General features: G+C 69.0%; 11 protein-coding genes and 1 pseudogene. 5 read left to right on the top strand and 7 right to left on the bottom strand.

Annotated features, from left to right (window positions below; translation table 11 throughout):
- Together ALA01S_RS27985 and ALA01S_RS27980 are read left to right on the top strand one after the other, a co-directional pair.
- Positions 1 to 399: methyl-accepting chemotaxis protein (locus ALA01S_RS27985; RefSeq protein WP_238455987.1), on the top strand; the 399-nt coding region annotated here is incomplete at its 5' end.
- Positions 400 to 631: 232 nt separating this feature from the next.
- The gene (locus tag ALA01S_RS27980) at positions 632 to 910 is read left to right on the top strand and encodes a hypothetical protein (RefSeq protein WP_066342549.1); all 279 of its coding nucleotides are present in this window, start codon (positions 632 to 634) and stop codon (positions 908 to 910) included.
- A 29-nt stretch (positions 911 to 939) separates the two neighbouring features.
- On the opposite strand, the gene glgX is transcribed toward ALA01S_RS27980, so the two are convergent.
- The gene (gene glgX, locus ALA01S_RS27975) at positions 940 to 3,090 is read right to left on the bottom strand and encodes a glycogen debranching protein GlgX (protein ID WP_066342548.1); all 2,151 of its coding nucleotides are present in this window, start codon (positions 3,088 to 3,090) and stop codon (positions 940 to 942) included.
- 346 nt (positions 3,091 to 3,436) lie between these two features.
- Between glgX and ALA01S_RS27970 the strand changes: the two genes are divergently transcribed.
- The gene (locus tag ALA01S_RS27970; protein ID WP_084268021.1) at positions 3,437 to 4,894 is read left to right on the top strand and encodes a sulfatase family protein; all 1,458 of its coding nucleotides are present in this window, start codon (positions 3,437 to 3,439) and stop codon (positions 4,892 to 4,894) included.
- A gap of 151 nt (positions 4,895 to 5,045) precedes the next feature.
- A complete protein-coding gene (locus ALA01S_RS27965) occupies positions 5,046 to 6,542 on the top strand; it encodes a sulfatase family protein (protein WP_066342546.1) in 1,497 nt (498 codons plus the stop codon).
- Positions 6,543 to 6,575: 33 nt separating this feature from the next.
- Here the strand turns inward: ALA01S_RS27965 and ALA01S_RS27960 are convergent, their stop codons facing one another.
- Together ALA01S_RS27960 and ALA01S_RS27955 are read right to left on the bottom strand one after the other, a co-directional pair.
- On the bottom strand, positions 6,576 to 7,670 hold the full coding sequence (locus tag ALA01S_RS27960) for a DUF1176 domain-containing protein (RefSeq protein WP_066342545.1): 1,095 nt from the start codon (positions 7,668 to 7,670) through the stop codon (positions 6,576 to 6,578).
- 185 nt (positions 7,671 to 7,855) lie between these two features.
- Positions 7,856 to 9,073 carry a hypothetical protein gene (locus tag ALA01S_RS27955; RefSeq protein ID WP_157119333.1) on the bottom strand — a complete coding sequence of 406 codons (1,218 nt, stop codon included), beginning with the start codon at positions 9,071 to 9,073 and terminating at the stop codon, positions 7,856 to 7,858.
- A 326-nt stretch (positions 9,074 to 9,399) separates the two neighbouring features.
- On the opposite strand from ALA01S_RS27955, the gene ALA01S_RS27950 reads away from it, so the two are divergent.
- Complete coding sequence (locus ALA01S_RS27950; RefSeq protein WP_066342543.1) at positions 9,400 to 9,609, top strand: DUF3606 domain-containing protein; 210 nt, start codon at positions 9,400 to 9,402, stop codon at positions 9,607 to 9,609.
- 91 nt (positions 9,610 to 9,700) lie between these two features.
- Here ALA01S_RS27950 and ALA01S_RS27945 read toward each other — a convergent pair whose 3' ends face one another.
- The 4 genes and pseudogenes from ALA01S_RS27945 to ALA01S_RS35080 form a co-directional block, all read right to left on the bottom strand.
- Positions 9,701 to 10,372, bottom strand: a complete 672-nt coding sequence (locus tag ALA01S_RS27945) for a transglycosylase SLT domain-containing protein (RefSeq protein ID WP_084268019.1) — start codon at positions 10,370 to 10,372, stop codon at positions 9,701 to 9,703.
- Between the two features lie 630 nt (positions 10,373 to 11,002).
- Positions 11,003 to 12,421: a sigma-54-dependent transcriptional regulator gene (locus ALA01S_RS27940; protein ID WP_066342541.1), complete on the bottom strand. Its 1,419-nt coding sequence runs from the start codon at positions 12,419 to 12,421 to the stop codon at positions 11,003 to 11,005.
- Positions 12,422 to 12,461: 40 nt separating this feature from the next.
- Positions 12,462 to 14,375, bottom strand: a complete 1,914-nt coding sequence (locus ALA01S_RS27935) for a sensor histidine kinase (protein WP_066342540.1) — start codon at positions 14,373 to 14,375, stop codon at positions 12,462 to 12,464.
- Positions 14,376 to 14,491: 116 nt separating this feature from the next.
- Positions 14,492 to 14,637: pseudogene (locus ALA01S_RS35080) on the bottom strand (Glu/Leu/Phe/Val dehydrogenase); the annotation flags it as partial.

Here is a 14,637-nt window from a genome sequence, read left to right as displayed (position 1 = left end):
GGCTTTGCCGTGGTGGCCGGCGAGGTGCGCGCCCTGGCGCAGCGCAGCTCGGAAGCGGCGCGCGAGATCAAGGACCTCATCGGCAACAGCGTGGAGAAGGTGGGCAACGGCGCGCGGCTGGTGAGCGAGGCCGGCACCACCATGGGCGAGATCGTGGACGGCGTGCGCCGCGTGGCCGAGCTCATCGGCGAGATCAGCGACGCCGCCGGCGCGCAAAGCGGCGACATCGGCCAGGTGCACGCCACCGTGCAGCAGCTCGACGCCAGCACGCAGCAGAACTCCGCGCTGGTGGAGCAGTCCGCCGGCGCCGCCATGAGCCTGCGCCAGCAGGCCGAGCGCTTGACCAGCGTGGTGGCGACGTTCCGGCTGGAAGCCGGCGCGGGTCCGGCCCTGGCCTGACGCGGCCGGCGCCAGGGGCGGCGGCCAGGGCCGCGCGCCGTACGGGCAGCGGCGTGCGGGCGCCGTGCCGCACGCGCGGGCCAAGCAGCACACCAGCCACGCCCATGCGGCGCCGGCCGACCCGGCTTGTCGGCAAACGCCTACGCGCGGCGTCGGCGTTGGACGGCAGGCCGGCGCCCGCGCGCACCCCACACTGCGGCCCTGCATGAACCCACCTTCAGACAGGACCACGATGAACACCGAAGTTGCGGCGCTTTCCCTGGCCGAGTTCGCCGACCACGTGCTGCCCGCCGAGATCCAGTACGAGATCGACGACGACGGCGATCTCACCTTCACCCCGGCCGGCGAGGCCTACTGGCGCCCGCTGTTCCAGAAGTGGGGCTTCGACTACAGCCGCCGCCTGCCCGGCGACGCGTTCGAGGACATCTCCACGCTCATCCTCATGCAGGAGATGCAGGGCCTGCACGCCGCGGCCGTGCCCTGCTTCGCCCGGCCCTGCGCCGCGGCCTGAGCACTGCGGCCTGAGCGCCCGGCGGCGCCCTACTCCCCACTGGCGAGCAGCGCGAACGCGCGGCCGCCCACGGCCACCTTCTCCCCGGCCGGCAGGGCATGCGCGGGCGCGTCCGGCTCGGTTGTGTCCATGAGCACCAGCCACTGGCCGTCCGGCTGCGGGTGCGCGGGCAAGGTGAAGTGCACGGGCTCGTGCCAGGCGTTGAACAGCAGCAGCACGCTGGCGTCGTGCGCGGCGCGCGGCACGGCGCTGGAGGGCGCGCGGCCGTCCAGCAGCATGCCCAGGCAGCGGGTGTGCGGGTCGTCCCAATGCGCGGCGTCCATCTCCGAGCCGTCGCACGACAGCCAGATCACGTCGCGCACGCCCTCGCTCTGGCCTGACGCCTCGGCCGTGGCCTGGCCGGTGAGAAAGCGCTTGCGCCGCAGCACCGGAAAGCGCCGGCGCAGCTCCAGCAGCCGCCGCGTGAACTCCTGCAGCGCCCAGCCGCGCGCGTCCACCTCGGACCACTGCAGCCAGGAGAGGTCGTTGTCCTGGCAATAGGCGTTGTTGTTGCCCTGCTGGGTGCGGCCCAGCTCGTCGCCGGCCAGCAGCATGGGCGTGCCCTGCGACAGCAGCAGCGTGGCCAGCAGGTTGCGCTGCTGGCGCGCGCGCAGCTCCAGCACCTCGGCATCGTCCGTCGGCCCCTCGGCGCCGCAGTTCCAGGAGCGGTTGTCGCTGTGGCCGTCGCGGTTGTCCTCGCCGTTGGCGTCGTTGTGCTTGTCGTTGTAGGACACCAGATCGGCCAGCGTGAAGCCGTCGTGGGCGGTGATGAAGTTGACGCTGGCCCAGGGCCGGCGCCCGCGGCGGTTGAAGCGGTCGGCGCTGGCGGTGAGGCAGCGCGACAGCGGCGCGGCCAGGCCCTCGTCGCCCTTCCAGAAGGCGCGCACGGTGTCGCGGAAGTGGTCGTTCCACTCGGCCCAGCCAGGCGGAAAGCCGCCGACCTGGTAGCCGCCGGGGCCGCAGTCCCAGGGCTCGGCGATGAGCTTCACGGTGGAGAGCACCGGGTCTTGCCGGCAACTGTCGAGAAAGCCGCCGCCCTCGTCGAAGCCGTAGGGCTCGCGCGCCAGGATGGTGGCCAGGTCGAACCGGAAGCCGTCCACGTGCATCTCCGTGGCCCAGTAGCGCAGGCTGTCGGTGACCATCTGCAGCACGCGCGGGTGGCTCAGGTTGAGCGTGTTGCCGGTGCCGGTGTCGTTGATGTAGTAACGGGGATCGTCCGGCATGAGCCGGTAGTAGCTGGCGTTGTCTATGCCCTTGAAGCACAGCGTGGGCCCAAGCTCGTTGCCCTCCGGCGTGTGGTTGTAGACCACGTCCATGATGAGCTCCATCCCGCGCGCGTGCACGCGGTCCACGAGGTGCTTGAACTCGTCGATGAAGGGCCCGGCCATGTAGGCCGGGTGCAGCGCGAAGAAGCCCAGCGTGTCGTAGCCCCAGAAGTTGGAGAGGCCCTTCTCGATGAGCGTCTGCTGCGTGACGAACATCTGCACGGGCAGCAGCTCGATGCTGGTGATGCCCAGGTCGCGCATGCGCTCCAGCACGGCGTCCTGCGCCAGGCCCGCGAAGGTGCCGCGCAGCTCCTGCGGCACGTCGGGGTGGCGCATGGTGAAGCCGCGCAGGTGCGTCTCGTACAGCACGGTCTGGTCCCAGGGCACGCGCCGGCCCAGCTTCTGCTGCCAGCTGAAGTGCGAGTCCACCACCACGCTCTTGGGCATGAAGGGGGCGCTGTCGCGCTCGTCGAAGCTCAGGTCGCCGTCCGGGTGGCCCAGCGTGTAGCCGAAGAGCTCCGGCGCCCAGCGCAGCTCGCCCATCACGGCCTTGGCATACGGGTCCAGCAGCAGCTTGTTGGGATTGAAGCGGTGCCCCTGCAGCGGCGCGTAGGGGCCGTGCACGCGGTAGCCGTAGCGGGCGCCGGGCTGCAGCCCGGGGACGAAGCCGTGCCAGACCTCGTCGGTGAATTCCGGCAGCGCCCAGCGGTCGATCTCGTGCTCGCCGCTGTCGTCGTAGATGCACACCTCCACGCGCGTGGCGTGGGCCGAGAACAGCGCGAAGTTGACGCCTTGGCCGTTGAACGTGGCGCCGCGCGGAAACGGCTCGCCTTCCTCGGCGATCTTGACGCCGCGGGACAGTATCGGGTCGGACATGGGCTCCCCAGGGACTCGTGGTGGGCGCCCATAGGCAATCGGCGTACCGAGCAGGCACCGCTGAAATCGTCGCTTCCTCGCACCGCACCACGGGCACGGCGTGCCTGCCTGCTCCTGCAATTGCCGCGCTCACGTTTGGAGCAGGAGTTTTCAGCGAATTTCGAGTTAGCCCCTCCTTCACGTGATAAACCCCCGGCTTCATAAAAAACCCATTTGGCCGAATTTCGATTCAATTATCCTGACCGAAAGTCGGCATTGATTGATCGCATTTGCGCACGAAGTTTTCGGTATTTCACCATTTGGGTGCACACCGAATTTCTAAATTGGCAGTACGGAAAGGAATCCCATGGAAGCAGTGAATATGTCGCGGCGGCGGCTGGCGATGGCTTTGCCCGCCGGCCTGGCGGCACCGGTGCTGGCGGCGCCACCGGGAGGGAGGCGGCCCAATGTGCTGTTCATCCTGGCGGACGACATGGAGATGCAATTGCTGCCCTTCATGCCCAAGCTCCAGCGGCTGGTCACCGAGCGCGGCATGGAATTCAAGAACCATTTCGTGAGCCTGGCCATTTGCTGCGCCTCGCGGGCCACGATATTGCGCGGCCAGTTTGCCCACAACCATGGCGTGCGCGACAACCAGGGCCCCTACGGCGGTTTCGAACGGTTTTTCCTGGACGGCCGGGAAGACTCCACCATCGCCACCTGGCTGCAGCGCGCGGGCTACCGCACCGGCATCATCGGCAAATATCTCAACGCCTATCCCATCGCGGCGGCAGGGTCGAATTACGTGGCCCCGGGCTGGGACACCTGGGTGGTGCCCAACGGCGGCGACTATTACCGCCAGCTCGATTACTCGCTCAACGACAACGGCAATACCGTCGTTTTCGGCCGCGACCCGCGCGAGCATTTCCACGACCTGCTCACGCTGCGGGCCAACCAGTTCGTCCGCCAGGCCGCGGCCGACCCGGCCAGCAAACCGTTCTTCCTGTACCTGGCGCCCTACCTGCCGCACGGCCCCTCCATGGCGCCGGCGCGCTACCTGGACCTGCTGCCGGACGTGGAGATGCCGCGCACGCCCTCCTTCAACGAGGCCGACGTGAGCGACAAGCCGGGCTGGGTGCGGCGGCTGCCGCGGCTGGACGGCCCAACCATCAGCCGCATCGAAAAGTTCTACCGCCGCCAGCGCCAGGCCATGCTGGCGATAGACGACACGGTGGAAAGCCTGGTGCAGACGCTGCGCGACACGGGGCAGTGGGAGAACACGGTGATCGTCTTCACCTCGGACAACGGCTACTTCCGCGGCGAGCACCGCATTCCGGGCGACAAGCGCCGCGCCTTCGAGGAGTGCATACGCGTGCCGCTGGTGATGTGCGGCCCCGGCATCCCGGCCGGGCGGGTGACGCGGAAGATAACCTGCAACGCGGACTTCGCGCCCACATTGGCCGAGCTGGCCGGCGTCACGCCGCCCGGCTTCGTGGACGGGCGCTCGCTCGTGCCGCTGTTCAGCGGCGCGGCGCCGGCCGACTGGCGCCAGATGCTGCTGCTGGAGAGCCAGCCGCCGGAGGTCAACAGCGTCCACCAGGCCTACACCGGGCTGCGCACCGCCACCCAGCGCACCTTCGTGCAGTACGCCAACGGCGAGGGCGAGTACTACAACCTCTACGCCGACCCCTGGCAGCTCCAGAACCGCTATGCCGGCCTGCGCCCGGAGCGGCGCGCGGCGTTGGCCGCGCAGATGCGCGCCCTGCGCGATGCCGGCGGCAGCGCGCTGCGCCGCGCGGAGGAAGTGGTGCTGGAACTGGACTGACGCACTCGGCCGCGCCCAACGCCCATTGCACCACCCGGGCCGGCCCCGGGCACCCCGGGCGGAAAGGCGCCGTTTCAATTTGTGCCGGACCGAAATCCCGCGCTGCGGGACCTTCGCCCCCGGCTCAGGCAGAGCCCGCAGGAGCATGGCCATGAAGCGGCAGATCAAGCCCGGCGCGCAGCGCAATGCGAAGCCCGTCAACCTCACGCGGCGGCGCCTGGCGCTGGCGCTGCCCGCAGCGGGCCTGGCCCGCGCCGCCCGCGCGGCGCCGCCGGGCGGGGCGCGGGCCAACATCCTGTTCATCGTCGCCGACGACCTGGACTACGGCATCTTCAGCCTCATGCCCAAGGTGCGCCGCCTCATCACGGAGTCGGGCCTGGAGTGCCGCAACCACTTCATCAGCCTCACCCTGTGCTGCCCCTCGCGCGCCACCATGCTGCGCGGGCAGTTCGGCCACAACCACGGCAACCTGGACAACCACGGCGACTACGGCGGCTTCGCCAAGTTCTTCCACGACGGCCTAGAAAGCTCCACCTTTGCCACCTGGCTGCACGGCGCGGGCTACCGCACCGGCATGCTGGGCAAGTACCTGAACAACTACCCTTCCGAGGACTCCGGCAGCAACTACATCCCGCCCGGCTGGGACACCTGGTGGGTGGGCAAGGGCGGCACGCTCTACAGCCAGTACTGGTACACGGTCAACGACAACGGCACCTCGCGCAGCTACGGCGGCGAGCCGCAGGACCATTTTCAAAATGTGCTGCTGCGCCGCGCCCAGCAGTTCCTGCGCACGGCGGCGACCGACCCGGCGGGCAAGCCGTTTTTCCTCTATGTCTCCCCCGTGCTGCCGCACAAGCCCTACGTGGCGCAGCCGCAATACCTGGACCTCTTCCCCGGCGCGCAGGCGCCGCGCAAGCCCAACTTCAACGAAGCCGACGTGAGCGACAAGCCCGGCTGGGTGCAACGCCTGCCGCTGCTGGACGCCGCCGCCATACGCCAGGTCGACACCATCTACCGCAAGCGCCGCCAGTGCGCCGCCTCGCTGGACGACATGGTGGAGGCGCTCATACGCACGCTGCGCAGCACGGGGCAGCTCGCCAACACCTACGTGATCTTCACGTCGGACAATGGCTTCTTCCACGGCGAGCACCGCATCCCCGACGACAAGCGCCGCGCTTTCGAGGAGAACATCCGCGCCCCGCTGGTGGTGCGCGGCCCCGGCATCCCGACCGGGCGCGTGGTGCGCCAGCTCACGGGCAACGTGGACTTCGCGCCCACCTTCGCGGAGCTGGCCGGCGTGGCGCCGCCCGCCTTCGTGGACGGCCGCTCGCTGGTGCCCCTGTTCAACGGCGCGCCGCCCGCACGCTGGCGCCAGCGCTTCTTGCTGGAGAGCCAGCCGCCGCAGGTCAACAGCGTCTACCTGTCCTACTCGGGTCTGCGCACCGCGGCGCGCCAGAACTTCGTGCTCTACGACAGCGGCGAGGGCGAGTACTACGACCTCGCCGCCGATCCGTTTCAGCTCGAAAACCGCTACGCCACCATGTCCGACGCGCTGAAAGGCGAGCTCAGGACCCAGGTGAATGCGCTCAAAACGTCGGCCGGCGCCGCGCTGCGGCGGCTGGAGGAAGGCTCCGGCGGGCAGCAGTAAGACGGGGGACCGTGCGGCGCGGCGCCGTGAAGCTCAGCGCCGCACGTCCGTCACCAGCGTAGGCAGCTCCCAGGCGCCGCCGGGCATGCCCCGGCACAGGCCCGTGGTCGCCTCCTTGGCGTGGACGAAGCGGCGCCCGTCCCAGGCCCATTGCTCCAGCGCCCAGCAGTCGCCCAGGCCGCGGCCGCGTTGGGCGGCATAAATGAGACCGTCCTTGTAGTCGGTGGCCGAGGCGGTGACGAGCTCGGCCTTGAACGGCGGCTTGTCATTGATGAGCCACATGCCTTCGCCGCTGTTGTAGGCGGCCGACCAGCACGAGGTGGAGACGAGCAGCCGCGTGTCGGACAGGCGCTGCACGTCCAGCGCGACGTCGGCGTCCTTGGTTTCCACCAGGCTGGGGCAGGCGGCGGCGTCCTCGCGCGGCAGGCTGGCGCGCAGCGCGGCCAGCAGGCCGGCGGGGGTTTTCTTCAGCCACTGCGCGTCCTCGGCCCGCGGCTTGGCCAAAGGCGCCACCGCCACAGCGGGCGCCGGCAGGGGCGGCAGCACGCCGGACTCGGCCGCCGCGCCCTTCCTGGCCAGCGCGCCCGCGGTGCCGAGGCGCTTTTGCATGTCGTCCATCTTCAGCAGCACGGCCGACGCGCCCTTGTCCGAGAGCTGCCAGCGCAGGCTGCCCAAGCTCCACTCGATGCTGCTGCTGCGCGTGAGCGCCTCCAGCAGCGCCTGCACCTGCGCGGCGGAGAGCGGGCCGCGCAGCCCGTCCTTGGGCAGCAGCACCGTGCCCAGCGACTGGCCGTTGACCTTCATGGCGAGATTGAGCGTGGCCGGCAGCTTCTTGAGCGCGGCCTCGTCGGTGATGTCCACGGCGAGCTGGCCGGTGACGGGCGTGCCGGCGCCCGCCTTGCGCGTGAGCAGCACGGAGACGGGCGGCGCCTCCTCACCCTTCTGGTAGCCCGCGGCGCGGCAGGTGCGGGTGTTGTCGCAGGCCAGCTCCCAGTCGAGGTGAGAGAAGTACTGGGCGGACGCGGCGGCCGAGGCCGCCGGCGCCGCGGTGCCCTGCGCCCAAGCCAGGGTGGGCACAAGCACCGGCCACCAAAGCACGGCCAGCGGCGCGTTCGCCAAGGGATTCATGAGACTGCAAGCGTTGAAATGGGAAACGCGCGATTGTCCCGCGAGCGCCACTGAAAAATGCCAAGGCGCAGGCCGGATTGCATCAAACCCATTGCAAATTCAGTCACCGGAGCGAACGGCGGGTATCCCGAAGAAACCGCCACTCCAAGCCAGGCAAAGGCCGCTTGCAACGGACACAAGAAATCTTATTGCACGATGCGCACATTCGCCGTAGCCGGCGAGGTGGTGCCACGATTCTGCAAACCCATGATTTGCGTCATGAGGGACAGCACGTGCACCGTGCGGTTGGCAGGCCGATAAGGGGGAACATAGTAAGTCTCCCCCTGGTAATCAAACTCAAACACTTTTTTGTCCGGCTCCGCCACCGGCATGTCAAAGAGCTTGAAATCCCGCTCCCGCGTCGGCCCGTCAGGAAACAGCAGCGGCTGTCCGTTTGTATTCTGATACCTGACCACTTCTCCCAAGTAATACACCATGGCCTCGGGCGACCTCAACACCAACCTGGCATTCACCTTTTCGGCGCCGGCAGGCGCTGAATGTCCGGCCGATCCCGGTGGATTTTCCCTGTCCACCCCGGCACGGCTGGTGGCCACCATGGACGACACCTCGCGGGCCTGGTCCCGCACCTCGCCGGTCTTGAATTTGTATTGCTCGCAAGCCGTGCTGTTGGGCTTGTTCACCATGGTCAGGCTCAAATCGCCGTTGTCGGCAGCAAGGTGAAAGCCGGCAGCGGCGTCTTTTTCCTGCGTTACCACCTTGCCGCCCGCCACGGGCACCAGTCCGGCATTTTTGGCAGCGGCCGCACCCGCGGGGTCTTTCAATTGCGCCCCGTCCAGGGTGCCTGAGTAGTAAACAAATTCTCCGGTCGGCGTGCCGTCGATTTCACAATTGAAGAGCGTCGCCAGCAAGTCCGTAAAACGCTGGAATTCCGCGCTGCCCGGCGCATTGCGAACGCGCTCGCGCAGGCGGTTGTTCTCATCGAAGAATTCGATGGATTGCACGAACACCGGCAAAAGTATGGACATGGGCCAGCCCTGGTCCAGGTAATACAGCAGCAGCGAGGGTTTCACGGGCGTGGTGATGCCGCGGAAGAAATCCTGCTCGTTGAGCACCGTGATGTCCACGTTTTGCGAGGCATTCAGCGAGGGACGCAGCGTCAGGGCACTGGCTGCATCGCCGCCAACGGCGAATTCCGCCCCAATGCCGGGAATGCCCAAACCAAAACCATAAGGTGCCGAACGCACCGCCGATATTTGCGTGAAGTGCATGGGCATGCGGTTCACCGCCCGCGCCACGTTCAACGCCAGCAATTTGTTGTGCGCGTCCTCCTGCACGAGATTGGCGGAAACCGCGCTTTGGGACAGGGGCGCCGTCGTGCAGGCCGAAAGCGCCAGCGCCGTCATGGCCACCGCCACGGGGCGGGCCAGCGGTTCGCAAATTCTGTTGAATATAGTCCGTTTCGAGCTCTTGAAGCATTCACCAGCAAGCATTCCACAGCCCTGAAAAAATAATGGTTCCGGGCCCCGCATGGGCCTCTGCTGTGATGTGCCCATGTATTTGTGCGCAGCACCCTCGCAGCACTTTGAGAGTTTTATCGCCATCACGCGCCTGGCGGCAGTCAAGCCTGCATGCCCATCCAAACCCATTTTCTCCGGATTGGTGGCAAGCGGCAGTTTTACATGGGTATCCCATTTGCTGACTTCAGGGCATTCACAAACAGGAGTTGCCCATGAGCCTGGAAAACCAAGCCGCCCAATCTTCAGCATCGCAGGAAGAAATCAACGTGGACGATCGCGCCGCCGTGCAGCGCTGGAGCAAGGCCCTGGGCACCACGGATGAAGCGCTGATGGGCGCCGTGCAGGCCGTGGGCACGCGCGTGGACAAGATCAAGGACTACCTGGGCGCCGGCGGCATGGCGGGGGACCAGGAGGACGCCTGAAGACGGCTTTCAGGCGCCTGCGGCGCCGTGAAATCCTTGAAGCGCCGCTGACGGCGCGCCCCGCCGGTGCGGCGGCCGGTCCCGCCGCCGTTCAGACGGCCTCGTCGTCCGCCTCCAGGCGCACGCGCTCGAAGGCGTCGCGCTCGCGCATCACCTTCTCGATGTAGCGGTAGGCCTTGCCGGAGTACTTGACCAGCGCGCGCGGCAGGCTGGATTCGGCCTCCATGTACTCGGCCAGGATGCGGGTGCCCACGGCGATGTTGGTCTCGGGGTGGAACAGCGAGGCCTCGGCCGTGACGGCGCGCGCCTCCTGCACCTTGTCCATGTGGAAGCGCGGCACCACCTGCATCAGCCCCTGCGCGCCGTAGCCGCTGGTGGCGCGCGGGTTGAACGTGGACTCGCGCGAGATGATGGCCAGCACCAGCGAAGGCGAGATCGAGTAGCGCGAGGCCGCGTCGTAGGCCGCGTTGACGATGCGCGCGGCCAGCGTGGTGGAGGTCTTGTATTCGGCGGAGATGAAGCGCGCCAGCGCGCCCTTCTCGGCTTCTGCCGCAGCCTGCGGGCTGAGCTGCACGGCGGGCTGCAGCGGCGTGCCCTGCGGTGCGCCAATGGGGGCGTCGGCCGGCAAGGCGGCGTTCTGCCAGGCCTGCAGCAGCGACTGCGCCTGGACGCCGGGGCTGGCGGCACTGAAGCTCAGCGCCAGAAAAGCCATCGCCGCGGCAAGCGCCGGACGTCGTCGGCGCGGTGTGGTGACAGGAGTCATCACGGTGTTCCTCGTTGTGCGGCGCCGGCTTTCCGCTCGGGGCGAAGCAGCCGGCACGCGTGTCGTCCGGAACAAGCGTGCACACACCCTCCCGCGGCCCAAGGAAAGAGGGCCGGCGGCGGCAAGTCACGAGCCGGACAGGCTGATCCCAACGCCTGCCCACAACCGCTCTTGGCGGCCCAAGCTGCAAGCGTCGAACCACGACCCCACACGAACGCGACGGCTCATACAGCCACCGAGGCAACGGCGTGCCCGGCTCGTGGCCGGAACCGCGGCAGCCTGCAAGGCCGCCGCGCGCCATCCCCATCCAGTGCGTTCACCGTGGGACACATCCTGCAGGCACAACCACTGGGCTGACGGACCGTGAAATACGTCACGGCACCTGCAAGACGGGCGGAGTCTAAAGGGCGATGCCCTGCCTCCGCCAAATGGGGGACATAAATCCCCCACGGTTACTTCAAGCCACGAAAAAGAATGCAACGCAGCCGCAGGCATGGGCACATCCGGCTGGACAAGCGCCCCGCTGCCGTTGTTGGGCCCGGCAAGGCCCACGGGAAACACGCCCGCATCCCCTAGGAAGATTTCCCTACAGGTTGCTCCCGCAACCTGAAGCCGCGGCGACGCGGTGCCCTACTCGCCCTGCAGCCCGTACTTGCGGATCTTGTCGTTGAGCGTGGTCTTGGGGATGCGCAGCGCCTTGGCGCTGCGGGCGATGTTGCCGCCCTGGCGCTGCAGCTCCGCCCGTATGAGGCTGCGCTCGTAGCCCTCCACGCACTCGGACAGCGACAGGCCGCTGTCCTCGCCCGGCACGGGCAGCGCCCCCGGCATGGCGGCCAGGTCGGGAGGCGCCGCCGCGGCGACGGCAGCCGGCTCGGCCGCCACGCAGCCCACCTCCATGCCCGGCACGCTGGCGCGCACGCCCAGCACCAGGCAGTCGGCCACGTTGCGCAGCTCGCGCACGTTGCCCGGCCAGTCGTGGGCCATGAGGGCGTGCATCTGCCGCGTGCCCAGGTCCGGCTGCGGCCGGCCGTAGCGGCTGGCGGCCAGCAGCATGAAATGCTCCAGCAGCAGCGGGATGTCCTCGCGCCGCTCGCGCAGCGGGGGCAGCTCGATCGTCACCACGTTGAGGCGGTAGACGAGGTCGGCACGGAAGGAGCCCTGTTTCGCGCGGGCGAGCAGGTCGTCCTTGGTGGCGGCCACCACGCGCGTGTCCACCGGGTGCGCGGCATTGGAGCCCAGCCGCTCCACCACGCGCTCCTGCAGCACGCGCAAGAGCTTGATCTGCACGCCCATGGGCATGCTTTCCAGCTCGTCCAGGAACAGCGTGCCGCCGTGGGCGTGCTCGATCTTGCCCACGCGCTTTTTCTGCGCGCCGGTGAAGGCACCGGCCTCGTGGCCGAACAGCTCGCTGTCGAGCAGGTTGTCCGGCAGGCCGCCGCAGTTGAGCGCCACGAAGGGCGCGCCGCGCCGGCGCGAGAGCTCATGCAGCGCCTGCGCCACCACCTCCTTGCCGGTGCCGGTCTCGCCGTGGATGAGCACGTCCACGGGTGAGTCGGCAACGTCCATCACCAGGCGGCGCACGCGCTCGATCTGCGGCGAGCGGCCGACGATCTTGCCTTCCACGCCCCCGCGGTCGCGCAGCGCGCGGCGCAGCGAGGCCACTTCCAGCGTCAGCGAGCGCTTTTCCAAGGCCCGGCGCACCACTTCCACCAGTTGCTCCGGCGAGAAGGGCTTGGTGATGAAGTCGTAGGCGCCGCTGCGCATGGCCTCCACGGCCAGGCTCACGTCGCCGTGGCCGGTGATCATGATGGCGGGCAGGTCGCCGTCGAGCTCGCGGCAGCGGCGTATGAGCGAGAGGCCGTCGGCGCGCGGCAGCCGCATGTCCGTCACCACCACGCCGGGAAAACCCGCTTCCAGCTTGGGCAGCGCCTCTTCCGCCGAGCCCACGGCCTCGACGGCAAGGCCCGCGAGCTGCAGCGCCTGCACGCAGGCGATCTGCATGTGGAGGTCGTCTTCGACGAGCAGGACGGTGAGATCAGCGGTGTTCATGGGCAGTGGCACGAGGGGCGGGCTCGATTTTCAGGCGGCTTCAAGCGGCGTCAGGTGGCGCCGCCGGCAGCCGCAGCGTCAGCCGCGCGCCGCCCTCGGGGCGGTTGGCCGCCTCCAGCTCGCCGTGGAAGTCGCGCGCGATGTCGCGGGAGATCACCAGGCCCAGGCCCAGCCCGGCGCCCACGGGCTTGGTGGTGAAGAAGGGTTCGAACAGGCGGTCCAGCGTCTGCGTGGAAAAGCCGCTGCCGCTGTCCAGCACGTCGATGCGCACGGCCGGGGGCTGCGCCTCGGCCTCCAGCGCCGCGCCTATGGCCAAGGAGCGGCCCTGAGCGTCGCGCATGGCGTCCAGCGCGTTGGCCACGAGGTTGATCAGCACCTGTTCCAGCCGGTTCTGGTCGCACCAGGCGAAGACGCGGCCGGCCTCGCAGTCGTTGTGCAGCGTCACGCCCTCCTTGGCGATGCGCTGCTGGAACAGGAACAGCGCATTGCCCACGGCCACGGCCACGTCGCAGCGCGCGGGAATGGCCGGCGACTTGCGGGCAAAGGCTTTGAGCGGCTGGATGATCCCGCCCATCTGGTCCGACAGCCGCGCCACCATGTCCAGGTTGCCGGCCACGGCCTGCAGGTTGCCGCGGCGCAGGAACTCGGCGGCGTTGCCGGAGAGCGTGCGAATCGCGCCCAAGGGCTGCGTCAGCTCGTGCGTGATGCCGGCGGCGAGCTGGCCCACCACGGCCAGCTTGGCGGCTTGTATCAACTCGTCCTGCGCCGAGCGCAGCGTCTGCTCGGCCTGCACGCGCTCGGCCACCTCGCGGCGCAGCCGGCCGTTGGTCTCGGTCAGCACGCGGGTGCGGCGCGCCACCTTCTGCTCCAGGTTGGCGTTGGCCTGCTCCAGCAGGCGCTGCGCCTCCAGGCGCTGGCGCTGGATGCTGCGGCGCTGCCCCAGGAACAAGGCCAGCAGCACGACGAAGCTGGCCGCCAGCGCGGAGAGCATGGCGTGCTCCAGCGCCTGGTTGCGCGCGCCTCGCAGGTCCAGGAAGGTGAGCAGCCGCCAGTTCATGCCGTCCAGGCTGCGGCCGAACATGAGCATGGGCGTGCGCAGCATGGCCTCGCGCGGCGAGGCGCCGCCCTGCACTGTGCCGTCCAGCACCTGGCCGTCCTCGTCGAAGCGCAGGTGCACGTGCAACGGGAACGGCGGGATGGGCAGCTCGTTGTAGAGGCGGCTGATGTCCACGTCCACGCGCTGCTCCATGGGCAGGTCCACCAGCGCGGTGTAGCGCCACGCCGGCTCGGAGGACATGATGACCACCTGGTTGGCGTCGGCCAGCAGCGCCGGCGCGCCGAGCATGGACCAGGCCTGGTCCACCGCCTGCAGGCCGATCTTGATGGTGGCCACGCCCACCACGCGCGCACCGTCGCGTATGGGATGCGAGACGAAGTAGCCCGGCTCGCCGCGCGTGATGCCGATCGCGAAGTGCCGGCCCACGCGGCCGGAGAGCGCTTCGAGGAAGTAGGGGCGGAAGGAGAGGTCCTCGCCCACCAGGCTGTCGTCGCCGTCGGCGGCGTTGCTGGAGGCCAGGACGATGCCGCGCTCGTCCAGCACGAAGATGGACACCGCGCCCACGTGCGCGTTGAGCCGGCGCAGGTAGTTGTTGACGGCGTCCACCCGCGCGGGCCTGCGCGGCTCGCGCAGCAGGCCCAGCACTTCGGGATTGAGCTGCACCGTGGCCGGCACGTACTCCAGCCGCTTGACGATGCCCTCCACCGCCATGGCGAAGAGGTCCAGCCGGTGGCTGGCCTCGGCGCGCAGCGCGGTGGTGGCAAAGCGTTCGCTGATGGTGAAGCCCAGCCAGCCGCTGCCCAGCACCACGGCCAGCGCCAGCAGGCCCAGCAGCAGGCGCCGGCGCGGCGACAGCCGCGCTTCGGGTCGGGGCAATGCGGGTGGAGGCGTGGTCATGCTGGGCGCCGGGGCCTGAGGGGCCGGCGCAGCCGTATTGTCGGCCACGCCCCCGGCGGCGCCCGCGTCCGGCGCGGGCGGGCGCGGCGTTTCAGCAGGGCTGGCGTGCGGCGGGCTCAGGGATACAGCCCCCGCTCCTGGCGCGACATCAGGATGCGCTCGCAGGCCACGGCGAAGGTGGCGGTGCGCAGCGTGATCTGGTGGCGGTCGGCGGTGTTCCAGATCTGGGCCAGGGCGTCGATCATGATCTTGTCCAGGCGAG

The sequence above is a fragment of the Azohydromonas lata NBRC 102462 genome, assembly GCF_001571085.1.
In the GTDB taxonomy this organism is placed as follows: Bacteria; Pseudomonadota; Gammaproteobacteria; order Burkholderiales; family Burkholderiaceae_C; genus Azohydromonas; species Azohydromonas lata.
Note: the sequence above shows the minus strand (reverse complement) of the source record. Positions and strands in the feature narration are given on the sequence as shown.

Coding starts and splice junctions, on each gene's coding strand:
- ALA01S_RS27980 (WP_066342549.1), top strand. CDS start 632: ATGAACACCGAAGTTGCGGCGCTTTCCCTGGCCGAGTTCGCCGACCAC.
- glgX (WP_066342548.1), bottom strand. CDS start 3,090: ATGTCCGACCCGATACTGTCCCGCGGCGTCAAGATCGCCGAGGAAGGC.
- ALA01S_RS27970 (WP_084268021.1), top strand. CDS start 3,437: ATGGAAGCAGTGAATATGTCGCGGCGGCGGCTGGCGATGGCTTTGCCC.
- ALA01S_RS27965 (WP_066342546.1), top strand. CDS start 5,046: ATGAAGCGGCAGATCAAGCCCGGCGCGCAGCGCAATGCGAAGCCCGTC.
- ALA01S_RS27960 (WP_066342545.1), bottom strand. CDS start 7,670: ATGAATCCCTTGGCGAACGCGCCGCTGGCCGTGCTTTGGTGGCCGGTG.
- ALA01S_RS27955 (WP_157119333.1), bottom strand. CDS start 9,073: ATGACGGCGCTGGCGCTTTCGGCCTGCACGACGGCGCCCCTGTCCCAA.
- ALA01S_RS27950 (WP_066342543.1), top strand. CDS start 9,400: ATGAGCCTGGAAAACCAAGCCGCCCAATCTTCAGCATCGCAGGAAGAA.
- ALA01S_RS27945 (WP_084268019.1), bottom strand. CDS start 10,372: ATGACTCCTGTCACCACACCGCGCCGACGACGTCCGGCGCTTGCCGCG.
- ALA01S_RS27940 (WP_066342541.1), bottom strand. CDS start 12,421: ATGAACACCGCTGATCTCACCGTCCTGCTCGTCGAAGACGACCTCCAC.
- ALA01S_RS27935 (WP_066342540.1), bottom strand. CDS start 14,375: ATGACCACGCCTCCACCCGCATTGCCCCGACCCGAAGCGCGGCTGTCG.